This window comes from Methylobacterium sp. ARG-1, from assembly GCF_001262595.1.
Classification (GTDB): Bacteria; Pseudomonadota; Alphaproteobacteria; order Rhizobiales; family Beijerinckiaceae; genus Methylobacterium; species Methylobacterium brachiatum.
The window spans coordinates 1-24,160 of sequence record NZ_LHCD01000020.1; the positions used below are offsets into that span (position 1 = coordinate 1).

The following is a 24,160-nucleotide window of genomic DNA, read 5'->3' on the forward strand; positions in this document are numbered from 1 at the left end:
AGATGCGCGCCACCCCGGCTGCCACCGGCGGGTCGAACACCGCCAGGCCGACGAGGCCCGCCAGGAAGGCGAGCCAGAAGAACGCCACGTGGCTGTAGCGCACGTGCCAGCGGGCGAGGTTCAGGTAGGCGAACAGGAAGACCAGCAGCGTCGCCCCGAGCACCGCCTCGGCGGAGGCCCGGTAGACCCGCTCGGCGAGCTCGGTGACGGGAAAGACCCGCTGCAGGAAGCCGAAATCGATGCAGGCATAGGCGAGCACCGACCAGGCCAGAGCCGCGGCGGCCGGGAAGATGATCGCGCCCTTGACCACGAACACGATGGTCAGGAACAGGGCGAGCAGCCCGCTGATGCCGATGATGATGCCCTTGTACAGGGTCAGCCCGGCGGTCTTGCGGCGATAGGCGTCCTGATCCCACAGGTGCAGCTGCGGGACGTTGGGGCCGCGCAGCTCGGCGACGTAGGTGACGGTCGTGCCGGGGTCCAGCGTGATGGTGAACTGGTCGGCCTCCGGGTTCTCGTCGCGCTCCGGGCGGATGCCCTGGCTGGCCGTGATGGCGGCGATCCGCGAGCCGCCGAGATCGGGCCAGATCACCCCGGAATCCACCAGCCGGAAATGCGGCGCCACCAGGATGCGGTCGATCTGCTCGTCGGTGTCGTTGGTGAGCGCGAACACGATCCAGTCGGGCCGGGCGCCGGCATCGCGCGCCTTCACGACGATGCGGCGGACGATGCCGTCCTTGCCCGGCGCCGTCGAGATCTGGATCAGGTCCCCGTCCGAGCGGTAGCGCTCGATCGCGGTGGTCAGGTCGATCACCGGCGCGTCGAGGGTGACGCGCACCGCCTCGACGGCCAGGGCCGGAGCGCTCGCCGAGACGGCCAGCGACAGGGCACCGACCAGGGTCAGGAGGAGGGCGAGGATGCGCAAGGGTGTCTTGAGTTCCGGCCGTGCGAGCTTCGGCATCGGCCACCCGGGCGGCCGCGATCGATAGGACGGCCCCGATCCCGGGGCAGCCGCCCCGGTCCGGATCCGGACCCCGCGGATCGCGCCCCTTTGCGGCCAAATCAAGTTGGGTGCGCGGGGGCGGCGCCCGGCCGGGGCGGGTTTGCGGTGGATTTTACAGCCCCATCCCGGAAGGCGGCGTCCGGCTTTCGGAAAAGAGGCTGCCCCATCAAAGGCCTCGCGCGTCGCCCCGGCTTCGGCCCCGGGACGCTGCCCTAGGCTGCGCCGAGGGCGGCGGCGATCCGGTCGAGGGTGGGCAGCTTGCGGATCGGGCCGATCGCCGCCAGCGTCGGTGCGCCCTTGAGCATGTCGGCCGCGACCGCCCGCACATCCGCCACCGTGACGGCATCGACCTTGTCGATCACCTCCCCGGCGGGAATGACCCGGCCCCAGGCCAGGATCTGGCGGGCGTTGCGCTCGATGCGCCCACCGGGCGTCTCCAGCGCCGAGAGCAGGGACACCTTCAGCTGCGCCTTGGCCCGGGCGATCTCGGGCTCGGCGAGGTCGCGGGCGGCCCGGACCGTGGCCGCGAGGGTCACGTCGACCAGCTCGGGCAGGTCCGCCCCGGCGGTCCCGGCGCCGATGCCGAACAGGCCGCAATCGGAGAACGGCCAGTGGAAGGCCTGGATCTCGTAGGCGAGGCCGCGGGTCTCGCGCACCTCCTGCCACAGCCGCGAGGTCAGCCCGCCGCCGAGCACCTGGGCGAACATGTGCAGCGCGTAGTAGCGCTCGTCGCGGAACGACAGGCCGGGCAGGCCGATCACGACGTTGGCCTGTTCGAGCTTGCGCGGCATCCGCCGCTCGCCGCCGCCGTAGAGGCCCGCCACCGCCGCGGGCGCCACCGTGGCCGGCAGGGCGCCGAAATGGCGCTCGGCGGCCTCGACGATCGCCTCGTGGGCGACCGCGCCGGCCCCGGCCACGACGATGCGGTCCGGCGTGTATTCCCGGGCGAGATAGGCGCGGATGCCGGCCTCGTCGAAGCTCCGGATCGTCTCGGGCCGCCCGAGGATCGGCCGGCCGACCGGCTGGTCCGGGAAGGCGGCTTCCGTGAAGGCGTCGTAGACCACATCGTCGGGGGTGTCCTCGACGGCGGCGTATTCCTGCAGGATCACGCCCTTCTCGCGGGCGAGCTCGCCGGCATCGAACACCGAATCGGTGAGGATGTCGCCGATCACGTCGAGGGCGAGGCCGGCATCCTCGCCAAGCACCCGGGCGGTATAGCTCGTCCCCTCGGTGGAGGTGGCGGCGTTGATCTCGCCGCCGACATTCTCGATCTCCTCGGCGATCTTCTGGGCCGTGCGCGTGCGGGTGCCCTTGAACGCCATGTGCTCGATGAGGTGGGACAGGCCGGCCTCATCCGCCCGCTCGTTGCGCGAGCCGGCGCCGACCCAGACGCCGAGGCTGGCGGTCGCCACCCCGGGCATCGGCTCGGTGACCACCGTGACACCGTTCGCGAGCCGCGTGGTGCGCAGGTCCGGGGAGGCGGCGTGCGTGGAGAAATGCTGGTTCATCGCGGGCTCAGGCACCCTTCGTGATGCGGGCGCGCTCGCGGATCAGCCGCTCCACCGCGGCTTGGTCGTTGGCCACCGGGGTCATGCGCTCGGGCCGGTCCATGAGGTCGGCGAGGTGCGGCGGCAGGGCCGGGCGCAGGCCGCCCGTGGCCTTGGCGACCGCGTCCGGGAATTTCGCGGGGTGCGCGGTGGCGAGGGCGACGACAGGGGTAGCCGGGTCCTTCTCCAGGAGCCGGCGGCCGGCCCGCACCCCGATGGCGCTGTGGGGATCGAGCACGACGCCGGTGGCGGCCTGGGTCAGGGCGATCTCCTCCATCACGTCGCTCTCGGGCACGGCGACAGCATCGAACTCGGAGCGAACCGTGGCCAGGACGTCCGGGCTCAGGGAGAAGCCGCCGGACTGCTTCAGCCCGGACATCAGCCGCGACAGCGCCGAGGCGTCGCGCCCCAGGGCCTCGAACAGCAGGCGCTCGAAATTGGACGAGATCTGGATGTCCATGGAGGGCGAGGTCGTGGGCACGACGCCGCGCAGCTCGTAGGCGCCATGCTCCAGGGTGCGCACCAGGATGTCGTTGGCGTTGGTGCCGATCATCAGCCGCTCGATCGGCAGGCCCATCCGCTTGGCGACCCAGCCGGCGAGCACGTCGCCGAAATTGCCGGTCGGCACCGCGAAGGAGACCGGCCGGTGGGGCGCCCCGAGCGCCACCGCGCTGGTGAAATAGTAGACCGCCTGCGCCGCGACCCGGGCCCAGTTGATCGAGTTGACCCCGGACAGGCGCACCGCATCGGCGAATTCGGCGTGCTGGAACAGGGCTTTGACCAGGTTCTGGCAATCGTCGAAGGTGCCGTCCACCGCCAGCGCGTGGACGTTCTGGGCCGGCACCGAGGTCATCTGCCGCCGCTGGACCTCGGAGACCCGCCCGTGCGGGTAGAGGATGAAGATGTCGACCCGGTCGAGGCCGCCGAAGGCCTCGACGGCGGCCGAGCCGGTATCGCCCGAGGTCGCGCCCACGATGGTGGCGCGGGTGTCGCGCTTGGCGAGGACGTGGTCCATCAGCCGCCCGAGCAGCTGCATCGCCACGTCCTTGAAGGCGAGCGTCGGACCGTGGAAAAGTTCCAGCAGGAACAGGTTGTCGTCGAGCTGGGTCAGCGGGCAGACCGCCGGGTGCCGGAAGGTGGCGTAGGATTCGTCGATCATCCGGTCGAGGTCCGGACCGGCGATCTCGCCATCCATCAGCGGACGCAGCACGCGCTTGGCAGCCTCCGCGTAGGGCTTGCCGGCCAGCGCGGCGATCTCCGCCGGGCCGATCTGCGGCCAGGTCTGCGGCACGTAGAGTCCGCCGTCGCGGGCGAGGCCTGCGAGGAGCGCATCCGAGAACGAGAGCGGCGCGGCCTCGCCGCGGGTCGAGACGTGGAGCACAGGGGCCTCCGGGAGGAAGGCGCCCCCTCTACACGATGCAGGCGGGCCTGTCGAAAGCCCGGCGCGGCCGAGGGGGGGCGCGGTTTAACCGGGCCTGAACGGGCCGGTTCAGGACCGGTTGCGCCGCCGCTCCTAGAACCGGATCACCCCCGAGGAACCCCGGCCCGAACGGGCCGGTGCCGCGGGGGCGGCCCAACCCCGCCTGCGGGGTGCCTTCGGAAAGAGAGCCGACATGATTCGAACCCGTGCCGTTCGACCCCGCGTCATTCGCCCCCTCGCCCTGGCCGGCGCCGCAGCGCTGCTGCTCGGCACCGCGGCGATCGCCCAGACCCCGCCCCCCGGCGGCCCGCGGCCCGGTCCCGAGGCCGGCGCCCCGCCGCCGCCCCCGCCCCCGGGCGGTCCCCGGCGCGGCCCCGGCCCGGACGGGCCGCCCCCGCCGCCCCCCGGCGGTCCCCAGCGCGGCCCGGGCCCTGACGGTCCGCCGCCCCCTCCGCCGCCGAAGGGCGCGCATTTCCGCCTCGAGCGGGGCGACACCCGGATCGACGTGAAATGCGCCGACGAGGACTCGATGAAGGCCTGTGCCGACATCACCCTGCAGCTCGTCGACAAGCTCGGGACGCTGCGGCCCACCGACGCCCGATAGCGCCTCGCCACGCCGGCGGGGCTCGGAAACGACCCCGCCAATGCCGGCACCCACGACAGGATCACCGCCATGACCGATACGAGAACCGATTCGCATGAGGCCGCCGGCACCGTCTGGGCCGTGTTCGGGCACCGATTCGCCCTCGACGGGGCAGCAGGGCGGATCCTGGCGGATCTCGGCCCGAAAGGGTCCGCGGATATAACCCTGACGGTCGGCGACCGGGTCTCGCTGCGGGGCACGCGCAAGCCCTCCGAGATCAAGGTCACCCGCCTCACCCTGGCGGACGGCTCGACCCGCACGATCGACTGGCCCCAGAAGGAGAAGCACGACCATCCGCCGGCCGATCCCGCCCTGGCGATCCGGGCCGCGGAGGCGGCGGGCTACGCGGTCGCTGGCGTGCCGGAGCGCAAGCCCAAGCATTTCGCGTTGCGGGGGGCGAAGGATGGCGCGGAGCACGAACTCCACATCACGCTCGACGGCGATATCCGGAAGGCCAAGGTCCTCGCCGCGTAGGCCGGTGGAACCGCGAGCGCCGGTCAGGCGCTCGTGCCCGGCGCCTTGATCAGTCGGCAGCCGGTGATGCGCCAGGCCCCGTCCGCGTCCCGGGCGAGGCTGTACTCGGCGGTCCAGTCGACGCCGTACTCGTCCTGGATCGCCACCGACTGCACCACCCCCGCCTCCCCGATATCCCGGCCCTCGCCGAACACGAAGCTGCGGTGGCGATAGACCGGACGGTACTGGTTGCGGACCATGCCGATGAACAGGTCGGCGTTCGGAAACATCTCCTGGATCGCCGGGGCCGCCTGGGCATAGGCGGTCGGCGCGTCGTCGCGCCCAAGCGCCTCGACCTGCTTGGCGATCACCGCCCGGGCCGCCGCCCGGGCGCCGTCATCGGCCAGGGCCGGCCCAGCGAGGCCGAGGATCAGCAGGAGGGCGAGCCACGCGCGCATCGACGGTCACTCCGATCCGGCGTCTCCCGCGAGACACCTGAGCCGACTGATCATCTAGACGGGCGTGGGCGGTCGGCAAGCACTGCGCACGCAGGATGTGCAGGCGTCGCGCTTCGGTTGTGCAAGTCGCTGGAATGAGAGGCATTTTCGGCCCCGAACCGGCGCACGGGTTTGATTCTCCGCCCGGGTTTTGCGAGCGTCCGCGCACCGACTCAGTCCTGCGGGGCTTGGCCGAGCGGAGCAGAGGGCGATGGTGCAAAGCCAAACGGACGCGGAAACCCGTCCCGAGACCGTCCCGACCACGGGCGTTCCAGCCATGAGCGTCGGGGTGTTCATCCCGATCGGCAACAACGGCTGGCTGCTGTCGGAGAACGCCCCGCAATACCGGCCGAGCTTCGCGCTCAACAAGCAGATCACCCTCAAGGCGGAAGCGCACGGGCTCGATTTCGCCCTGTCGATGATCAAGCTGCGCGGCTTCGGCGGCAAGACCGAGTTCTGGGACCATAACCTCGAATCGTTCACCCTGATGGCCGGGCTCGCCGCGGTGACCACGCGGATCAAGCTGTTCGCCACCGCGGCGACCCTGTGCATGCCGCCCGCGATCGTCGCCCGCATGGCCGCGACCATCGATTCGATCTCGGACGGGCGCTTCGGCCTGAACCTCGTCACCGGCTGGCAGAAGCCGGAATACGACCAGATGGGCCTGTGGCCCGGCGAGGAGCATTTCTCAAAGCGATACCACTACTTATCGGAATATGCTCAGATTCTGCGCGAGCTATGGGAGACGGGTCGAAGCGACCTCAAGGGCACGTTCTTCCAGATGAACGATTGCCGCCTGAGCCCCCGGCCGCAGGCGCCGATGAAGATCATCTGCGCCGGCCAGAGCGGCGCCGGCATGGCCTTCACGGCGCAATATGCCGACTACAATTTCTGCCTCGGCAAGGGGGTCAACACCCCCACCGCCTTCGCGCCCGTGGTGGAGCGGCTGGCGGAGGCCAGGGCCAAGACCGGGCGGCACGTGACCGCCTACGCGCTGTTCATGATCATCGCCGACGAGACCGACGCCGCCGCGATGGCGACCTGGGAGCATTACAAGGCGGGGGCCGATGCCGAGGCGATCGCCTGGCTCGGGATCCAGGGCGCGGCCGACACCAAGTCCGGCAGCGACACGAACGTCCGCCAGCTCGCCGACCCGACCTCGGCGGTGAACCTCAACATGGGCACCCTGGTGGGCAGCTACGCCCACGTGGCCGAGATGCTCGACGCGATCATGACGATCGACGGGGTGGAGGGCGTGCTGCTGGTGTTCGACGACTTCCTCAAAGGGCTCGACGCCTTCGGGACCCGGATCCAGCCGCTGATGCAATCCCGCCGGCACGTGGTGCCGACACCGCTGGCCGAGGTCGCCTGATGAGAGAAGTCGCCTGATGGACACGCAAGCCGGATTCCACGACGCCCATGGCCGCCACGGCGGCGTGATCCTGCCGGCGCGGCCCGAGCCGATCGCCTTTGATCCGGCCGCGACGGTGCTGATCGTCGTCGACATGCAGAACGCCTATGCCAGCCCGGGCGGCTATCTCGACCTCGCGGGCTTCGACGTCTCGGGCACCGGCCCGGTCATCGCCCAGATCATCCGGGCGGTGGCGGCGGCCCGGGCCGCGGGCATCCGGATCCTGTGGTTCCAGAACGGCTGGGATCCGGATTACGTCGAGGCCGGCGGCCCGGGCTCGCCGAACTGGCACAAGTCCAACGCCCTCAAGACCATGCGGCGGCGGCCGGAGATGAACGCGCAGCTCCTCGCCAAGGGCTCCTGGGACTACGCCCTGGTGGACGCCCTGAAGCCGGAGCCTGGCGACATCGTGCTGGGCAAGCCGCGCTACAGCGGCTTCTACAACACGCCGCTGGACAGCATCCTGCGGGCCCGAGGGGTGAACACGCTGGTCTTCACCGGCATCGCCACCAATGTCTGCGTCGAGTCGACCCTGCGGGACGGCTACCACCGGGAGTATTTCGGGATCGTCCTGGCGGATGCCACCCACCAGGCCGGGCCGCCGAGCCTGCACGAGGGGGCGCTCGCCAATATCGAGACCTTCTTCGGCTGGGTCTCGGACGTGGCCGCGTTCGAAGCGGCGCTGGCCGCGCAGACCCGCGCCGCCGCCGAATAAACCGCCTGCCGTCCCGGCACCCGCACCGCGAAAGGCCCCCAAAAATGCCGAAGCAGGTCGTCATTCCGCCGGGGTCGAGCAAGCCGCTCGCCCCCTACGTGCCCGGCACCCTGGCCGACGGGGTGCTGTACGTCTCGGGCACCCTGCCGCTCGATGCGGATGCCAACGTCGTCCATGTCGGCGATGCCGGTGCCCAGACCCGGCACGTGCTGGAGACGATCAAGAGCGTGGTCGAGGCCGCGGGCGGCACGATGGACGACGTGACCTTCAACCACGTCTTCCTGAAGGACTGGGCCGATTACGCGGCGATCAACGCGGTCTACGCGGAGTATTTCCCGGGTGAAAAGCCGGCGCGCTACTGCATCCAGTGCGGCCTCGTGAAGCCCGACGCCCTCGTGGAGATCGCCTCCGTGGCCCATATCGGCCGCTGAGCGCGGTCGCCCCCGGGGCGCAGCGCGCGGCCCTGAGGAGCGTCCGGTTCGAAGCTGCGGCCAGGGCCGGCCCAGGCGGCCTCATCGCGCCCCCGCGAGCTTCCCTCTGACGGTCCGCAACAGGGTTTCCCGCACGCTTTTCGTGGCCTCGAACGAGATGTCGAAGTTCAGGCTGTGATGGACCTCCGACAGGATGCGCTCGTCCCCCCGGACCTGTCCTGCTTGTCGAGGAGTCCGAGGATCCGGGCGTTGATGGCGCCGTGGTCTTGCGGGGGATCGTCATCGCGCAGCACGAGGCCGTCGCCTTCGATCCAGTCCCGTCTCAGGGCCGCGGTCTCTTCGTCGTCCAGCCGGTCCATCCCCGATCTCCTTCGCGGACGGCGCGCCCATCAGCGACACGCCGCCCGATTCTGGGCCTTATGGCCGCGCCGGCCCTGAGCCCGGATCCGTGCCCGTTCGCCGGGTCGCCACCGCGAGGCCGGGCAGGGCCGCCGCCAGGAGGCCGGCCGCGCGCAGCACCTCGGCGGCCTCCCGCGGCGCGCGGCGGGCGAGCGCCAGGGCGAGCCGCAGCGGCACCTGGGCCCCGAAGCTCGCCAGCGTGACGGCGAGCGCCGCGATCCGGCCGTGATGCTTGGCGGCATACAGGATCTGGCTGCGCAGGAAGTAGAACAGGCGCCGCGCCCGGGCCTGCCGGGTCGTGCCCTGGCCGACATGGTGGGCGACCGCCCCGGCCACGTGCCGCACCGCGAAGCCGGCGGCGCGGGCGCGGGTGCAGAGGTCGGCATCCTCCCAGTAAACGAAGAAGCGCGGATCGAACCCGCCAAGCGCCTGGAACAGGTCGCGGCGGATCATCAGGAACGCGCCCATCACCTGGCCGACGGCCCGGTCGTCGGCGTGATCCCATTCGCGCAGAAAATGCGGCCGGACGAGGCCGAGCCGGTCGAGCGCGAGGGCGCGGCCGAGGAGGCCGAGACCGGTGGGCGCTCGGGCGCAGGAACGGGCGGTCCGCCCGTCCGGGTCGATCAGCCGGGCACCGACGATCCCGGTGCGCGGATCGGCCAGCAGGGCGGTCCGGGCGACGTCGAGGGCGTCGGGCTCCACCTGCGTGTCCGGGTTGAGGAACAGGATCGCCGGGGCGTCCCCGGTGGCGGCACCCTGATCGCAGGCCCAGCCGAAGCCGTGATTCTCAGCGTTGCGGATCAGCCGGAGCGGGCGGGGCAGGGCGGGCAGGTCGTCCGCCGAGCCGTCCTGCGAGGCGTTGTCCACCACGATGACCTGCACGGATTCGGCATCCCGGGCGGATGCGAGGCTCACCAGGCAGGCGCGGAGGAGGGCGCCGCCGTTCCAGTTGACGATCACCACGTCGAGGCCGGCGCGGCCGGTCATACGCGATCCCGGGGCGGGCCGAGGCGCCCGAGGGCGCCGTCGCAGACGGCCTCGATCAGCCGCAGCAGCACGGCCGGCCGCCAGCCCGAATCCGCCCAGTACAGGCCGGCCTGGAGGGGCAGGTAGGCGGCCTGGGCGAGCTTCCAGCGCAGGGGCACGTGCGACAGGCGCCAGGCATAGACCGCGTTGCGCAGGTAGGTCGCCATGCGGAACAGGGGCTGGCGCGGCATCGCGATCCCGAAGCCGCGGATCACCCCGCCGCCGACCCGGTGCGGGATCGCGATGTCGCGGGCGAGATAGCAGCCGAAGTTCTGGCTCCAGGCGCGAAAGCACCATTCCAGCTCGACGCCGTCGATGAAGAAATCAGCGCGGAACGGCCCGATCCGGGCGAGGGCGTCGAGGTCGATGAGCGAGCCCGAGGTCGCCAGGAACTGCACCGGGGCGAGGGCGCCGCAGGCTTGGGCGAGGGCGCCGCAGGCTGGAGGGAGGGCGCCGCAGGCCGGCGCGCCGGGTCGGGGCGGGTAGGACGGCGCCTTGTGGCCGGGGGCGGGGGCAGGCGCCGGTCCCACGACCGCGACCGGGATCGCGGCCGCCCGAAGCCGGTCGCGGGCGGCCAGCAGCGCCGCGGCCAGCCCGGCCTTTGGCTCGGCATCCTGATCGAGCAGCAGCAGGGTCTCGGCGCCGGCCGTCCGGGCTGCCGCGGCGATCCGGTTGAGCGCCTCCGCGATGCCGAGATTGCGCCCCGCCGACAGGACGGTCACCCCGGCTCGGGTGAGGCGCTCCGCATCCGCCTCGGCCAGGCCGCCATCGTCGAAGGCGATCACCCCGGCGCATCCGGAGGCGGCCTGCGCCAGCACCCGATCCACCTGGTCCGGGCTCGGCCGGAACAGGGTGATGCCGATCATCAGGCGGCCCAGCGTCGGTTCAGGCACAGGCCGGGCTCCGGCCGCTCACGCCCGCTCCACCGCGGCGGCGTCGGCCTGTTCGACGTCGAGGGGTCCGCGGCGCGGCATCGAAGGGATCGCTCGCGAGGAAAGGCCGGACTGGAAAGCCCGCGCGGCGGGGCATGGCGTCGATCCGGTCTCGATACAGCATCGTCCCGAAAGGTGGCTGCCGGCTTTCGGAAAAAGGCGATGTGAAGCATCGGCCTCGCGCACCGTGCCGGTTCCGATACCCGGCACGGTGCGCGAGGCCGGCGTTTCGATATCGCGGGCCCCGGTCCCCGACAAGCGGCCATGCCGGGTCGCGCAGCCGCGCGGGCCGAGAACGGGCCGGCCCATGGTTTACGGACTCCGCCGGTTCCGTTAGTTCGACGGGCGAAGAACGCGAGGTCTGCCTCCGCGCCTCGCACGCCCCGACGCTGCCGACCATGAGCCGATCCGAGACCCGCGCCTCGACCGCGTCGACCCCGAAGGCGGCTGCCGGATGCCGCATCTCGTGACGGCACGCGGCGCACGTTTCCTCATAGAGCCCTGAGATGCGCCTCGGTTTGCCCCCGACCTTCGGGCGGTTCAAGCGCCGCATCGGCCGGCCCGTCGCGCGCGGCGCCCTCGACTCCGCCCGCGCCCTGCGCCTCGGCTGGCGCCGGCTCAGCGACCCGCTGGGCAGGCCCGCTGCCCTGCACGCCCGGTGGGTCGGCAAACAGGCCGGGGACGACATCGAGACCCACATGGTCGCGGCTTTGGAGCCGTATGTCGACGCCGGCTTCTACGCGAGCTGGTACGGCATCACGGTCGATCCGGTGCGGGACTACCTCACGGTCGGCTGGCGCGAGGGCCGGGACCCGCGACCGGATTTCTGCACCGCCGACTACCTCGCCGCGCGCCCGTATCTGGCCCGGGCCGGCATCAACCCGTTCCTGCACTGGGTGACGGCGCAGCGCGCCAAGGGCGGCACCCTGCCCCGGCCCGACACGAAACAGGCCGAGCGCCTGGCCCGCCGCCTCGTGGACGGCCCGTTCTATCTCGCCAACAACCCCGACCTGCGGGCGGCGGGCGTCGACCCGGCGGCCCATTACATGGCCTCCGGCTGGCGCGAGGGCCGCGAGCCGTCGCCGCACTTCGACACCCTGGCCTATTGTCTGACCCGCGGGATCTCCTACGCGACCCAGAACCCGCTGGTGCACTACGTCCTGCACGGCGGCCCGGCCCGGCCCGAGCCGGAGGATCTTGTCGCGCTTCGGGCCGAGACGCTGGCCCCCTATTTCGACGCCGCCTACTACCGGCAAGGGTTGGACGAGCAGGAGGCCCAGGAGCTCTCCGACGTGTCCGATGCGGAACTGCTGCGGAGTTATGTCCAGCGCGGCTGGCGGGCGATGCGCAGCCCGCGCCAGGATTTCGACCCGGCCGGCTTCATGCAGGCGCGGGCCGGCAGCCGGGCGGTGATCGGCGATCCGTTCTTCCGCTCCGTCGCCGAGACGCTGCTGACGGGTAAACAGCCGTTCTCAGGGACGGACAGGCTGAACGTCCCGGCCGTGGACGAGGCCTGGTACCGGGCGACCTACCCGGACGTGCGGGAGGCCACACCCTACCTGCACTTCGCCACCGGCGGCTGGCGGGAGCTGCGCGATCCGGGCCCGGGGCGCTCGACCCTCGACGCGCTGCTGCGGGTCTGCGGCCTGCGCCCGGCGCGTCCGCCCGTGGAGGACACGCTCTGGCTCGGCGCGATCGGTCGGAAGCCCCTGGACCGGGCGGCATCCCTGGACCTGCAAGCCGGGCTGGCGGCGCTGCATTTCGACCACGCCTTCTACCGGGAACGCTACGGCCTCGCGGAGGATATCGACGCGGTCCGCGACTATTGCGACACCGGCTGGCGGCAAGGCCGCAACCCGCGCCCCGATTTCAACGGGACCGCCTATCTCGACGCTCATCCCTGGGTCCGCGAGACCGGCAACGCGCCCCTGGTCCACCATCTCGCCACCGCGCTGCTGCACGGCGTCGACATTGCGGCCGGACGGTTCGACCCGCGCTACGGCCCACCGCCCTCCGAGGCGGACGCCCTGGCCGAGCAGGCCCGGCTGTTCGAGCCGTCTTTCGATGCGGCGTTCTACGCGAGGCGCAATCCTGACGTCGCCGGCGCCGCGGGCGGCCCGCTCGCCCATTTCGTCGCCTACGGCCAGCACGAGGGCCGCGACCCGAGCAAGCGCTTCTCGATCGCGTTCTATGCGGAGACCTACGGGCATCTTCTTGCGCCGGGTGAATCACCGTTCCTGCACTACGTGCGCACCGGGCGCGCCGCCGGGCTGATGGGCTGCCCCGAGGATCTCGGCAGCTGGCCGGCCATGGAGGCCCCCGAGCCCCGGGACTGGGACGGCCTGCCCCGCGCCCTCACCCTCGCCCAGGCCCGGGTCGTCGTGATCATGCCGGTCTACAAGGGACGCGGCGAGACCCTGCGCGCCATCCACGCCTGCCTCGCCGCCCCGCAGAAAACCCCCTTCACCCTGCTCGCCGTCAACGACCGGTCCCCCGACCCGCTGCTCTCCGCCGACCTCAAGGACCTCGCCGGCCGCGGCCTGTTCCACCTCGTCGAGAACCGGGAAAACCTCGGCTTCGTCCGCTCGGTCAATCGCGGGCTCAGTCTGCGCCAGGGCAAGGCCGTGGTCCTGCTCAACTCCGACGCCCAGGTGTTCGGCGACTGGCTCGACCGGCTCGTCGCCCATGCAGAAACACCCCATGCCGAGGCCGCCGAGGCCGAGGGCCGCCCGCCGGTGGGCAGCGTCACGCCCCTGTCGAACAACGCCACGATCTGCAGCTACCCGCGCTTCAACGCCAACAACACCATGGCGCTGGAGATCCCCCGGCCCGAACTCGACCAGGCCGCCCGCACGCTCAACCGCGGCCGCAGCATCGAGGTGCCCACCGGGGTCGGGTTCTGCCTATACATGACCGCCGCCGCGCTCGACGCGGTCGGGGTCCTCGACGAGGTCGCCTTCGGCAAGGGCTACGGCGAGGAGAACGACTGGTGCATGCGCGCCCGCAAGGCCGGGTTCGCGAACCTGCTCGCCGAGGACGTGTACGTCTACCATGCCGGGCAGATCTCGTTCGGGCTCGATCCGGGCGGCGAGTACGACCAGGGCCAGGCGGCTTTGCTCGCCAAGCATCCGGACTACCCGGCCGCGGTCGGCCAGTTCGTCCAGGCCGATCCTGGCCGGCGGGGGCGGGCGCGGCTCGACCTGCATCGGCTCGCCCGGCACTTTAGCGGCCGGGCGGTGCTGTTCGTGACCCATAGCTGGGGCGGGGGCATCCAGCGGCACATCGACGACATGATCGCCCGGCTGACGGCCGAGGGCACCAGCGTGGTGCTGCTCTCGGTCGACCGGGCCCGGAACAGCCAGGTCAACGTCTCGTATCGCAGCCGGGAGTTCGTGTACCTGCCGAGCCTGGACAGCCTGTACCTGCCGCGCGATGCCGAGGCGGTGGCCGCGTTCGTGGAGCAGCTGGCGCCGCTGCTGATCCACGTGCACTCGCTGGCGGGCCTGCGCTGGAACGCGGCCCGCGCCTTGATGGACCTCGTGTCCGGGTCGGGGCGGCCCTATGCCTGGACGCTGCACGACTTCTCGCCGGTGTGCCACCGCAACCACCTGGTGATGCCGGACGGGCGCTATTGCGGGCTGGCGCCGGTGTCTCTGTGCCGGGACTGCCTGGCCTCGGACGCGGACGGCTACGAGGAGCCGGATCCGGCGGAGCGGCGGGCCACGTTCGGGCGGTTCCTGGCCGGCGCGGCGCGGGTGTTTGCGCCGTCCACCGACACGGCGGGCCGGATCGGCGCCGTGTACCCGGATCTGGCGATCACGGTGCGGCCGCATGTCGAGGCCGACCGAAGCGTGCGCTCCACCGCCCTGCGGCGGCCCGACCGCGTGCGCCGCGTCGCGGTGCTCGGCGCCATCAGCGCGACCAAGGGCGGCCTGTTCCTGCAGGCCCTGGCCACCGACGCCCAGGACCGAAAGCTGCCGCTGCGGTTCGCGATCGTGGGCTTCTCCGATCCGGCGCTGGCGGGCGGGCTGGAGCGGGCCGGGGTGAGCCAGACCGGGCGCTACGCCGGCGACGACGAGGCCCTCGACCTGGTCTGGCGGGTTTCCGCCGACCTGGTCCTGCTGCCGGCGATCTGGCCGGAGACGTATTCGTATGCCCTGACGCTCGGGCTGCGGACCGGCCTGCCGGTGGTGGCCTTCGATCTCGGCGCCCAAGGCGACCGGCTGCGCGCCTACCCGAACGGCCATGTCCTGCCCTACGCCCTCCTGAGCGACCCGGCCGCCTTCAACGACCGGCTGCTGGCGATCGACATCTCAGCCAGCGGGGAGCTCTCGGTGCCGATCCAGGCCGCCGAGTACGACGATCTGATGCGCGACTACTACGTCCTGGACCAATCCGGGGCGAAGAACCCACTCGACGAGGACGCCGCATGATCTCCGTCAACGAGGACATGAAGCAGGAGATGCTCCGGCGCGGCATCTCGGTGCTGCACCCGGCCCCGTTCGGCCTGCCGGAGGATTGCACCTTCGAGCCGCCCTGCAGCATCAAGTGGATGGGGATCGATTACTGCCTCACCATGGGGGCGTTCTCCTACGCGGTGAGCGGCTATTATTTCGGCGCCGAGATCGCCCGCTACTGCTCGATCGGCGAGAGCGTCCAGGTCGGGCGCGGCAGCCACCCGGTCCATTGCGGCTCGACCTCGCCGCTGTTCTACACGCACCATTCCGCCGTGTTCGACCGACTGGATCCCCGCGCCGAGGATTACGAGATCTGCGGCCCCTACCTGTGGCCCAAGCGGGTGCGCATCGGCAACGACGTCTATATCGGCCACGGCGCCTTCCTGATGCCCGACATCACCATCGGCGACGGGGCGATCATCGGCGCCATGGCGGTGGTGACCAAGGACGTGCCGCCCTACGCGATCGTGGCCGGCAGCCCGGCCCGGGTCGTGAAGATGCGCTTCCCCGACGCGCTGATCGAGCGTTACCTGAAGGTGCAATGGTGGCGCTACGCCTTCTGGGACCTGCGCCAGTGCTCGATCACCGATCCCGAGCGATTCCTCGACGCGGTGGAAGAGCGGATCGCCGGCGGGATGCAGGAATACCGCCCGGACCTGATCCCAATCCAGTCGCTGATCCCGGGCGCCTGAGGCTCACGCGTCCGCCTCGGCGAACCGCCGCGCGAACGCCGCCACCAGCGCGTCGGCGGCCGGCCCGCTCAGATCGCTGAAGCAGAGGCCCTCACCGACGAACACGGTCCACACCCCGTCATACGTCGCTTCCTTGCGGATCCGCATGGCCGCCCTCCGGCATTGATCCGGATCAACGGTTGGATGTGGGGGACGTTGCTTCGGCGATCGGAGAGAGGCACGGCGCTCACCCCGCCAGCACCCGCGCGGCCGCCGCGCCGAGCGTGCGCACCCCGAAGGCCAGATCGGCGTCGCTGGTATCCTCCGCCCAATGGTGGCTGATGCCGCCGATCGACGGGACGAACAGCATGGCGGCCGGCAGGATCCGGGCGATGTTCTGGGCGTCGTGGCCGGCGCCCGAGGGCATCACCTGCCAGCGGCCGGGGCAGACCTGCTCGGCGGCCTCCGAGAGGGCCCGCATGAGGTCCGGGTCGCAGGGGGCGGGGATCGCCTTCGACAGGGCCGTGAGGGTGGCGGGGCAGCGCTCGCGCCGGTTCGACTCGCGCACCAGAGCCTCGAGGCACGCCTCCATGCGCTCCAGCACCGGGATCGACACGTCGCGGAACTGGAAGGCCACCTCGGCGCGGCCCGGGATGATGCTGTAGCCGCCGGGATCCAGGGTGATCCGCCCGGTGGTCCAGGTGCTGCGCGGGCCGCAGAGTTTCGGGAATTCCCGGTCGATCGCCGCGAGCAGGCGTACCGCCGAGAGCCCCGCATCCCGGCGCTCGGCCATGGTGGTCCCGCCGGCATGGTCCTGGTTGCCGTCGAACACGATCTGGAATTGCCAGATCGCCACGATGCCGCTGACCACACCGAGATGCAGACCGGCGGATTCGAGTTGCGTACCCTGCTCGATATGCAGTTCCAGGAAGCCCCGGTAGCGGTCCGGATCGAGCTGCATCCGCGGCAATCCGGCGAGTCCCGCGGATTCGAGGGCCGCGCGCAGCGGCGTGCCGTCGGTGCGGTTGCGGGCGGCTTCGATCTCGGCCTCGGTCAAGTCGCCGATCGCCGAGCGGCTGCCCAGGAAGCCGCCGGAGAAATGGCCCTCCTCGTCCGCGAAGGCGACGACATCGACCGGCAGCCCGGCCCGGGCCAGGGCCAGCCCGCCCACCACCCCCAGCGCCCCGTCGAGCCAGCCGGCCTCGTTCTGGGTCTCGATGTGGCTGCCGACCAAGAGGTGGGGTCCGGGCCCGCGATGGCGCCCGAGCACATTGCCGATCCCGTCGATCGATGCCTCCAGCCCGCATTCCTCCAGCTTGGCCATCAGCCAGCGGCGGGATTCCATGTCGGCGGCCGAGAAGGTCGGGCGGTGAACGCCGGTGCGGAACCGGCCGATCTCGCGCAGAGCATAGAGGTCGGCCAGGAAGGCGTCGGTATCGATCTCGGTCATGCAGCGGTCCCCGGGAGTTGAGCGCCCAGACTGTGCAAGCGCCATGCGCATATCGGGGTTTTCAAAGGGCGAGCCCTTTGGCGGGGTGTCGGGGCGGAGCCCGACAGCAGGGCTTCAGCCCTGCACCCGCGAAAGGTCCCGGCCCCTTCGAAACCGCGACTCGCCGCGCTACTCTGCCGCTGCCTGTTTCCAATCCGCCGGTTGCGCACCCGTCATCCAGGCGGCGAGGTCGGCCCTAGCCCGGTCGGTGAGCGCCCGCTTCTTCAGCACGGCCTTCTCCGGGCCGCGCAGGCGACGGCCGGTCTCGTTGCGGGGCGCCTGGGCCAGGGGCGGGAACAGGCCGAAATTCACGTTCATCGGCTGGAACGAGCGCGGGGCGTTGGCCTCGCCGTCGGCGGCCATGTGGCCGCCGGTGATGTGGGCGATGAGCGCGCCCAGCGCCGTGGTCTGGGGCAGGGGGCCGAGCGGCCGGCCCGCCGCCTCGGCCACCGCGAAACGGCCGGCCATCAGGCCGACCGCGGCGCTCTCGACATAGCCCTCGCAGCCGGTGATCTGGCCGGCGAAGCGCAAAGCGGGCCGGGCCTTCAGCCGGAGGGTGGCGTCCAGCAGGCGCGGGCTGTCGAGATAGGTGTTGCGGTGCAGGCCGCCGAGCCGCGCGAACTCGGCCCGCTCCAGGCCGGGAATCGTGCGGAAGATCCGGACCTGCTCGGCATAGGTCAGCTTCGTCTGGAAGCCGACCATGTTGTAAAGGGTGCCCAGCGCGTTGTCCTGGCGCAGCTGCACGATCGCGCAGGACTTGACCAGGGGATCGCGCGGGTTGGTGAGCCCCACGGGCTTCATCGGGCCGTGCCGCAGGGTCTCGGGACCGCGCTCGGCCATCACCTCGATCGGCAGGCAGCCGTCGAAATACGGCGTGCCCTCCCATTCCTTGAACCCGATCTTCTCGCCGGCCACGAGGGCGGCCACGAAGGCGTCGTACTGCGCCCGGTTCATCGGACAGTTGAGGTAGTCGGCCCCCGTGCCGCCGGGCCCGGGCTTGTCGTAGCGGGACTGGAACCAGGCCACGTCCATGTCGATCGAGTCGCGATGGACGATCGGCGCGATGGCGTCGAAGAAGGCGAGGGACTCGGCGCCGGTAAGTGCCCGGATGCCCTCGGCGAGGCCCGGAGCGGTCAGCGGGCCGGTGGCGACGATGCAGGGACCCCACGCCTCGGGCGGCAGGCCCTCGACCTCGCCGCGGACAACCGTGACGTTGGGGTGCTGCTCCAGGCTCCGGGTCACCGCCGCGGAAAAGCCCTCGCGGTCGACTGCGAGCGCACCGCCCGCGGGCACCTGGTTGGCGTCGGCCGCCCGCATGATCAGCGAGCCAAGGCTGCGCATCTCCTGGTGCAGCAGGCCGACGGCGTTGCTCTCTGCATCGTCCGACCGGAACGAGTTCGAGCAGACCAGCTCGGCCAGGCCGTCGGTCTGGTGGGCCTCGGTGCCGCGCACCGGCCGCATCTCGTGGATCACGGCGCGATGGCCGGCCTCGGCCACCTGCCAGGCCGCCTCGGATCCCGCCAAGCCGCCGCCGATGATGTGAATGGTCTGTGTCATATCCCAGAATAGCGAAGGACCGTCGCCCGGATCAACGGGCGGCGGTCCTTTCAGTCGAATCGCGATGGTGCCGGGAGATCAGACGCGGGCGATGCCGTGGATCTCGCTGCGGTTGATGCCGAGATCGGCAAGATCGCGATCCGAGAGGCGGGAGAGCTGGGAAACGGTGTCGCGGTACCGGAGATAGGCGCGGACGCGACTCAGGACGCTACGAGCGGCGGACATGGAGTTTTTTGACCTCTGTTCAGGCAGTGGATGGCGCGCCGTTGCGCATCGCTGCCTCTTGTTGGTGCAACGCACATATAAACCTCCCGCGGCGCAGCAGGAGTCGAAAGGCCAAGGATCTGGCCTGCGTACGCCGCATGCCCGGATTAAGAAACTGGCAACCTTCCCGGATGGTCATTCTTTGTGCGCATGCCGGGAGCCCTCTGAACGCGCGAAGGGCGTCCCGCCGGCCGGCGGGACGCCCTTCGCGGCGCAAAACGGGCGGATCCCTTAGTAGAACGGGCGCGGTCCGTAGAAACCATAGGGTCGGTAATAGGGCCGGTAGAAGGGCCGCGGCCGCACGTAGCCGCCGTAATAGACCGGCCGGCGCCAGTAGGGGCGGGGGCCCCAGTTCGGGCGGCAGATACCCCAGGGGTTCGGATGGAAGCCCGGGCCGCAGCCCCCCGCCGCCTCGGCGGAGCCCGCGAGCCCGAGGCCGCCGGCGATCGCGGCGGCCACAACGAGTGCCTTCGCGCGCGGTGCGCTCAGAATCGCCATGACACATCTCCTCAAAGCGTCCGGCGGATCGGCGCCGGTCGAGAGAGATTCGGCCCCGCCGCCTGAACCGAAGCTGAGCCTGTGGTTGTATCCCGTGCAGCCTCGACCTCGGCATCCGAGAAACGCAACCCCGGCCGCGACGGTTTCGCGGCTGGCCGCCGCGGCAGAGCCCGTCAGTGCAGCGAGGGCGTGCGCAGGAACCGCTCCCGGTCCGCCGAGACGAGGGCGAGCTTCACGCTGCGCCCGTCGCGGCGCACGGTGAGCGGGACGCGGACCCCGGCCTCCCCGAGCGCCCAGATGCTGCGGAACAGGGCGGCGAGATCCGGGATCGGCTCGCCGGCCACCGCCTCGATCACGTCGCCGCTGCGCAGGCCGCCGGTCTCGGCCGGGCCACCATCGGCCAGCCCCATCACGACGATGCCCTCCTCGCTCTCGGTGGCGTAGAGGCCGAGCCAGGGCCGCGGCGGCCGGTTGGCGCGGCCGCGCGTGGCCAGGTCGTCGAGGATCGGCGGCAGCAGGTCGATCGGCACCACCATGTTGATCGGGCGGCCGCCGCTGCTGCCGCCCTGCTGCAGCTGCAAGGAACCGATCCCCAGCAGCTCGCCCTGCGCGCCGATCAGCGCGGTGCCGCCCCAATGCGGGTGAGCGGGGGCGGTGAACAGCGCCTCGTCCAGGACATACTCCCAGTACCCGGCGAATTCCTGCCGGGCCACGACCTCGACGGCGACGCAGCGCTGGCGCCCGCCGGCGCCCGCCACCACGGCCCGGTCGCCCGTCTTCAGCGCGGCCGAGCGGCCGAGCGGCAGGGCCGGGACGCCGAGCTCGCCCAGGGCCTGGACCAGGCCGAAGCCGGTGGCGGCATCGAAGCCGAGCACGTGGCCCTGGACCGAGCGGCCCTCACGGGTGGTGAGCCAGACGCTCTCGGCCTCCGTGATGAGGTAGCCGACCGTGAGAACGAGCCCGTCCTCCCGGATCACCACGCCGTTGCCGGCCCGCTCGGTGCCGAGGGTCTCGGCCGTGAAGGCGCTCTCCGGCACCCGCGCCGACAGGGCAAGCACCGACGAGAGCGCCCGATCGAGATCGTAGCCGTAATCCGCAGGCCTGGGCTGGGCCTGCGCGGGGATCTTCCACTCGCCCTGGGTCGCCATGAGATTCCTTCGGCTCGTTCGCCCCTGCGCCGCCGCCGGCCGCGCCACTTCGGACTGAAGCCGCGTCCCGCATATCGGACGCGGCTCCGGGATTGTGCTGCGCATCGTCGTGTCCCGAAAGCCGGCAACCACCGGATCGGGATGAGAGCCTAAGATAGGCGGTCCGCACGGCCTGCGACACCCGTGGCGCGGCGCCGCGCGCGGATCGCTGAGCCGACGACCTATCGACGATCCCGCGCGGCCGGCGATGTGACAGCACGCGCGGGGACGTTTAGATCACTCTTACGGGAGCGCGACCGGCAGATGAACGGCGCGCGGGCACGGGAACGGATCTTGACCGGACCGATCTTTGCCGCGGGGGCGTCTCCAGCCCCGGCGCGACCGCCAAGCTCTTCCGGTGCCGACGAGGCGCAGCTGCGGCGGCTGCTGGCCGAGATCGGGCGCGGCGAGGCGGCCGCGCTGGCCGAACTCTACGACCTGACGAGCCCGAAACTCTTCGGCGTGATCCTGCGTATCCAGCGCGACCGGTCGCTCGCCGAGGACGTCCTTCAAGACGCGTATCTGCGGATCTGGCAGGCGGCCGGGAGCTACGATCCCGAGGCCGGACGCCCGCTCGCCTGGCTGTGCACGATCGCCCGCAACCGGGCGATCGACGGCGTGCGCCGCAAGGGGGTGGCCGAGGTTCAGGGACCGGTGCGGGATGACGGCGAGGATTGGGTGGCGCGGCTGATGGATCCGCATGACGACGCCGCGGCGTTCCTGGACCGGGACGCGCTCGGGGCGTGCCTGGGCCGGCTGGAACCCGCGCACCGGGATTGCGTGGTGCTGGCCTATTGCGAGGGCCATTCGCGGGACGAACTGGCCCAGCGCTACGACCGGCCGGTCAACACGATCAAGACCTGGCTGCACCGGGCGCTCGCGTCCTTGAAGACCTGCCTGGAGGCTGTCTCGTGAGCGGCGGCCTCGACGACCCGGCCTCGGATCCCGACCTGCGCGCGGCCGAGTACGTGCTGGGCACCCTCGACCCGGGGGAGCGGGCCGAGATGGCCCGTGCGATCACCACCGATGCCGGCGCGGCGGCCCGGGTCCGAGCCTGGGAGCGGCGGCTGTCGCCCCTGCTGTCCGCGATCCCGCCGGTGGCGCCGCCGCCGCGGGTGCGCGCGGCGCTGCTGCGGGCGCTGGCGGCCCGGTCCGCCGGCGCGCCCGACCCGCTCGCCCACCTGCGCCGCCAGGTCCGGCGGTGGCGGATCGCCACCGCGGGGACCGGCCTGCTGGCGGCCGGGCTGGCGCTGTTCGTCGCGGTCGGGTCGCGGCCGGAGCCGGAGGGCGGCCGCTACCTCGCGGTGGTCCAGGGCGGCGGCGCCCTGCCGGCCCTGATCGTGCGCGTCGACACCCGCACCGGCACCGCCCAGGTCCGACCGGTCGGGGCCGAGGCACCCGCGGGTCGAAGCCTGCAATTGTGGTATGTCGGCGCCGAGGGGCCGAAGCCGCTCGGCCTCGTGGGAGCCGATGCGAGCCGGGTGAGCCTGCCGCAGGGCGCCTCGCCGGACGGATTGCTGGCGGTGTCCGTGGAGCCGCCGGGCGGCTCGCCGAGCGGCCAGCCCACGGGACCGGTGGTCTATACCGGCAAGCTGATCGCCGAGTAGGCGCCGGGCAGAACCCGCGGCGCCGGGGCGGCGCCGCGGATGGTCGGATCACACAATCCGGCTCAGGGCATCAGCACGGCGTTGATCACGTGGATCACGCCGTTCGACTGCATCACGTTCGGGATCGTCACCGTGGCGGTGTTGCCCTTCACGTCGGTGATCAGGACCTTCTTGCCCTGCACCGCCACCGCAAGCGGCTCGCCCGCGACCGTGGTGAGCTGGCCCTGGCCGCCGCCCTTCTTGACGAGCGCCACAAGGTCCTGGGCGGTGTAGACGCCCGGGACCACGTGATAGGTCAGGATCTTGGTCAGCGTCGGCTTGTTCTGCGGCTGGACGAGGCTTTCCACGGTGCCGGGCGGCAGCTTGGCGAAGGCGGCGTTGGTCGGCGCGAACACCGTGAACGGGCCGGGCCCGCTCAGCGTGTCGACGAGGCCCGCGGCCTTCACGGCGGCGACAAGCGTGGTGTGGTCCTTGGAGTTGACCGCGTTCTCGACGATCGTCTTGCTGGCATACATCGGCGCGCCGCCGACCATCGGATTCTTGGCCTGGGCCATACCGGTCGCGCCGAGGCCGAGGGTCAGAGCGAGGGCGATCGCCCGGGCCGTGCGCCGGCCTCCGATAACGTTGAGCATCCTGGGGTTTCCTTCCGTCAGGCATCCCGCGATCACGTCAGGACCGGGATTGCGCCGCCGCTTACGGCGCCTCGAGCGGAAAGGTTTCGCAGGATCTGACTATCGGCCGCTCCCTGCGCCGGCCATGAAAAAACCGCCCGGCGGGCGCCGGGCGGTTCGCCGTCCTGGCGGACGGTGTCGTCGAGATCCGGGATCCCCCGCCGCCGTGGCGGCGGGAGACCGGCGTGTCGTCTGATCAGTGGTCGTCTGATCAGTACTTGCGGACCAGGGCGGTCGGGACTGGCGAGGCGGGGGCCGGCGAGTACAGCGGCACGATCAGGCGCAGCCAGCCGTCCGTGGAGTAGTTGTCACGAGCGCGGCTGAACGGCGTCGCGGCGATCTGCGCGCTGGTGACCACGTCGCGGGCGACGTAGGCCTGCACGGTGAAGATCTTGAAGTCGTAGCCGATCAGGCCGCCGACGGCGAACCGGCCGCCGCGCTGAACTGGCCGATGTCGAAGTTGTAGGTGCCGTAGGCGACCGGACCGATCTCGAAGTTGCCGAACTTCTTCGTCGCGGTGATGTCGAAGTTCAGGGCGTCGGACAGGTAGAACGGGCCGAGGGCGGCGCCGACCGGACCACCGAAGCGGCCGGGCGAGTCGTAGATGTTGGCGGTCAGGTTGCCGGTGATGTTCCAGCCGTCGCCGGTGTAGCTGCCGGCCACGCCGAAGCGGTAGGTGTTCGACGAGAGCTGCGGCAGCACCGGGGTCGCGGTCGTGCCGTTCGCCGTGATGATCGAGCCGCGGTCGCCGTTGAGGTCGTTCAGGTACACGCCGCCGAGCAAGCTGACGCCGAAGTTGTTGCCCAGGTCGAACGCCCAGATGCCGCCGACGAAGGTGCCGACGTTGATCGAGATGTCCTTGTTGCGCACGCCGGCCGGGTTGCGGGTGAAGGCGAACACGGTCGGGGGAGCGACGAGCAGCTCGATGCGGCCGCCGAACGGCACGAGCGGGGTCGACCAGACCAGCACCGGGATGTTGACAGCCGTATCGGGATCGTTCCGGCCCTCGGTGCGACGGAACGTGAAGGTGTTGATCGCGTAGATACCTTCGGGCAGCGGCGCGCCGACGGCGAGGCCGACCTGCTCGCCCGGAACCGTCGTGGTCTGCGCCTGCGCGATCGTTGACGTCATGCCGACCGTGAGCGCGACCGCGCCGGCCGCGAGCCAGTTCTTCATCATTGTTTCTTTCCTTCCCAAGGTCTCAAGGCATCCGTCCCGCATTCGGCACTACCCTGCCGGTCTGCTCGCCCCTGGCGGCTGCCGACTTCCGGTGTGCCGAGCG

24 protein-coding genes and 1 pseudogene are annotated in these 24,160 nt (G+C 71.4%); 9 read left to right on the top strand and 16 right to left on the bottom strand.

The genetic code is table 11. The annotated features are described in order from the left end of the window. From AKJ13_RS18270 to thrC, 3 genes are all read right to left on the bottom strand, one after another. Positions 1–961 (bottom strand): 7TM-DISM domain-containing protein (locus AKJ13_RS18270; protein WP_280137118.1); only part of this gene is annotated, 961 nt, incomplete at its 3' end. A 254-nt stretch (positions 962–1,215) separates the two neighbouring features. Next, positions 1,216–2,511: a pitrilysin family protein gene (locus tag AKJ13_RS18275; RefSeq protein ID WP_050734642.1), complete on the bottom strand. Its 1,296-nt coding sequence runs from the start codon at positions 2,509–2,511 to the stop codon at positions 1,216–1,218. A 7-nt stretch (positions 2,512–2,518) separates the two neighbouring features. Next, positions 2,519–3,931: a threonine synthase gene (gene thrC, locus AKJ13_RS18280; protein WP_050734643.1), complete on the bottom strand. Its 1,413-nt coding sequence runs from the start codon at positions 3,929–3,931 to the stop codon at positions 2,519–2,521. 232 nt (positions 3,932–4,163) lie between these two features. Here thrC and AKJ13_RS18285 point away from each other — a divergent pair, with 232 nt between their 5' ends. Together AKJ13_RS18285 and AKJ13_RS18290 are read left to right on the top strand one after the other, a co-directional pair. Then, a complete protein-coding gene (locus AKJ13_RS18285; RefSeq protein ID WP_050734644.1) occupies positions 4,164–4,574 on the top strand; it encodes a hypothetical protein in 411 nt (136 codons plus the stop codon). A gap of 69 nt (positions 4,575–4,643) precedes the next feature. Beyond that, entirely contained in the window at positions 4,644–5,087 is a 444-nt protein-coding gene (locus AKJ13_RS18290) for a hypothetical protein (RefSeq protein ID WP_050734645.1), read from the top strand. Positions 5,088–5,110: 23 nt separating this feature from the next. Here AKJ13_RS18290 and AKJ13_RS18295 read toward each other — a convergent pair whose 3' ends face one another. Continuing rightward, positions 5,111–5,524, bottom strand: a complete 414-nt coding sequence (locus AKJ13_RS18295; protein ID WP_050734646.1) for a DUF4864 domain-containing protein — start codon at positions 5,522–5,524, stop codon at positions 5,111–5,113. A 316-nt stretch (positions 5,525–5,840) separates the two neighbouring features. Here AKJ13_RS18295 and rutA point away from each other — a divergent pair, with 316 nt between their 5' ends. Genes rutA through rutC form a run of 3 tightly spaced genes read left to right on the top strand, consistent with a single transcriptional unit; the run spans position 5,841 to position 8,120 of the window. Then, positions 5,841–6,935, top strand: coding sequence for a pyrimidine utilization protein A (gene rutA, locus AKJ13_RS18300; protein WP_050734647.1), 1,095 nt, complete (start codon positions 5,841–5,843; stop codon positions 6,933–6,935). 16 nt (positions 6,936–6,951) lie between these two features. Continuing rightward, entirely contained in the window at positions 6,952–7,689 is a 738-nt protein-coding gene (rutB, locus tag AKJ13_RS18305; protein WP_050734648.1) for a pyrimidine utilization protein B, read from the top strand. A 44-nt stretch (positions 7,690–7,733) separates the two neighbouring features. Further along, positions 7,734–8,120 (top strand): pyrimidine utilization protein C, encoded by a 387-nt coding sequence (gene rutC / locus AKJ13_RS18310; protein WP_050734649.1) that lies wholly within the window; start codon positions 7,734–7,736, stop codon positions 8,118–8,120. 167 nt (positions 8,121–8,287) lie between these two features. On the opposite strand, the gene AKJ13_RS18315 is transcribed toward rutC, so the two are convergent. From AKJ13_RS18315 to AKJ13_RS31415, 4 genes are read right to left on the bottom strand one after another with little or no spacing between them, the layout of a single operon-like run. Continuing rightward, entirely contained in the window at positions 8,288–8,479 is a 192-nt protein-coding gene (locus AKJ13_RS18315; RefSeq protein ID WP_050734650.1) for a hypothetical protein, read from the bottom strand. 58 nt (positions 8,480–8,537) lie between these two features. Beyond that, positions 8,538–9,506: a glycosyltransferase family 2 protein gene (locus AKJ13_RS18320; RefSeq protein ID WP_050734651.1), complete on the bottom strand. Its 969-nt coding sequence runs from the start codon at positions 9,504–9,506 to the stop codon at positions 8,538–8,540. Beyond that, on the bottom strand, positions 9,503–10,438 hold the full coding sequence (locus tag AKJ13_RS18325; RefSeq protein WP_244471649.1) for a glycosyltransferase family 2 protein: 936 nt from the start codon (positions 10,436–10,438) through the stop codon (positions 9,503–9,505). Before AKJ13_RS18325 ends, AKJ13_RS18320 begins: the two co-directional genes overlap by 4 nt. An 18-nt stretch (positions 10,439–10,456) precedes the next feature. Continuing rightward, on the bottom strand, positions 10,457–10,786 hold the full coding sequence (locus AKJ13_RS31415) for a hypothetical protein (RefSeq protein ID WP_144426296.1): 330 nt from the start codon (positions 10,784–10,786) through the stop codon (positions 10,457–10,459). 197 nt (positions 10,787–10,983) lie between these two features. Between AKJ13_RS31415 and AKJ13_RS18330 the strand changes: the two genes are divergently transcribed. Next, positions 10,984–14,910, top strand: a complete 3,927-nt coding sequence (locus tag AKJ13_RS18330) for a glycosyltransferase (protein ID WP_050734653.1) — start codon at positions 10,984–10,986, stop codon at positions 14,908–14,910. Further along, entirely contained in the window at positions 14,907–15,626 is a 720-nt protein-coding gene (locus AKJ13_RS33120; protein WP_050734654.1) for a CatB-related O-acetyltransferase, read from the top strand. The genes AKJ13_RS18330 and AKJ13_RS33120 overlap by 4 nt, the downstream gene beginning before the upstream one ends. Positions 15,627–15,629: 3 nt before the next feature. Here AKJ13_RS33120 and AKJ13_RS31935 read toward each other — a convergent pair whose 3' ends face one another. From AKJ13_RS31935 to AKJ13_RS18355, 6 genes are all read right to left on the bottom strand, one after another. After that, positions 15,630–15,773, bottom strand: coding sequence for a hypothetical protein (locus AKJ13_RS31935; RefSeq protein WP_160320615.1), 144 nt, complete (start codon positions 15,771–15,773; stop codon positions 15,630–15,632). Positions 15,774–15,852: 79 nt separating this feature from the next. Further along, positions 15,853–17,055 (bottom strand): Zn-dependent hydrolase, encoded by a 1,203-nt coding sequence (locus tag AKJ13_RS18340; RefSeq protein ID WP_050734655.1) that lies wholly within the window; start codon positions 17,053–17,055, stop codon positions 15,853–15,855. 168 nt (positions 17,056–17,223) lie between these two features. Next, positions 17,224–18,651: a methylenetetrahydrofolate--tRNA-(uracil(54)-C(5))-methyltransferase (FADH(2)-oxidizing) TrmFO gene (trmFO, locus tag AKJ13_RS18345; RefSeq protein ID WP_050734656.1), complete on the bottom strand. Its 1,428-nt coding sequence runs from the start codon at positions 18,649–18,651 to the stop codon at positions 17,224–17,226. A gap of 78 nt (positions 18,652–18,729) precedes the next feature. Continuing rightward, positions 18,730–18,876 carry a DUF1127 domain-containing protein gene (locus AKJ13_RS30560; protein WP_007566967.1) on the bottom strand — a complete coding sequence of 49 codons (147 nt, stop codon included), beginning with the start codon at positions 18,874–18,876 and terminating at the stop codon, positions 18,730–18,732. Positions 18,877–19,146: 270 nt separating this feature from the next. Next, positions 19,147–19,413 carry a hypothetical protein gene (locus AKJ13_RS18350; RefSeq protein WP_050734657.1) on the bottom strand — a complete coding sequence of 89 codons (267 nt, stop codon included), beginning with the start codon at positions 19,411–19,413 and terminating at the stop codon, positions 19,147–19,149. A 173-nt stretch (positions 19,414–19,586) separates the two neighbouring features. Next, on the bottom strand, positions 19,587–20,561 hold the full coding sequence (locus AKJ13_RS18355) for a S1C family serine protease (protein WP_050734658.1): 975 nt from the start codon (positions 20,559–20,561) through the stop codon (positions 19,587–19,589). A 303-nt stretch (positions 20,562–20,864) separates the two neighbouring features. Here AKJ13_RS18355 and AKJ13_RS18360 point away from each other — a divergent pair, with 303 nt between their 5' ends. Both AKJ13_RS18360 and AKJ13_RS18365 read left to right on the top strand, forming a co-directional pair. Next, a complete protein-coding gene (locus AKJ13_RS18360) occupies positions 20,865–21,515 on the top strand; it encodes a sigma-70 family RNA polymerase sigma factor (RefSeq protein WP_244471650.1) in 651 nt (216 codons plus the stop codon). Next, the gene (locus AKJ13_RS18365) at positions 21,512–22,207 is read left to right on the top strand and encodes an anti-sigma factor (RefSeq protein ID WP_050734659.1); all 696 of its coding nucleotides are present in this window, start codon (positions 21,512–21,514) and stop codon (positions 22,205–22,207) included. Before AKJ13_RS18360 ends, AKJ13_RS18365 begins: the two co-directional genes overlap by 4 nt. A gap of 62 nt (positions 22,208–22,269) precedes the next feature. Here the strand turns inward: AKJ13_RS18365 and AKJ13_RS18370 are convergent, their stop codons facing one another. Then, the gene (locus tag AKJ13_RS18370) at positions 22,270–22,761 is read right to left on the bottom strand and encodes a fasciclin domain-containing protein (protein ID WP_193375363.1); all 492 of its coding nucleotides are present in this window, start codon (positions 22,759–22,761) and stop codon (positions 22,270–22,272) included. A 328-nt stretch (positions 22,762–23,089) separates the two neighbouring features. Then, a pseudogene (locus AKJ13_RS18375) lies at positions 23,090–24,057 on the bottom strand (transporter). Positions 24,058–24,160 lie beyond the last annotated feature (103 nt).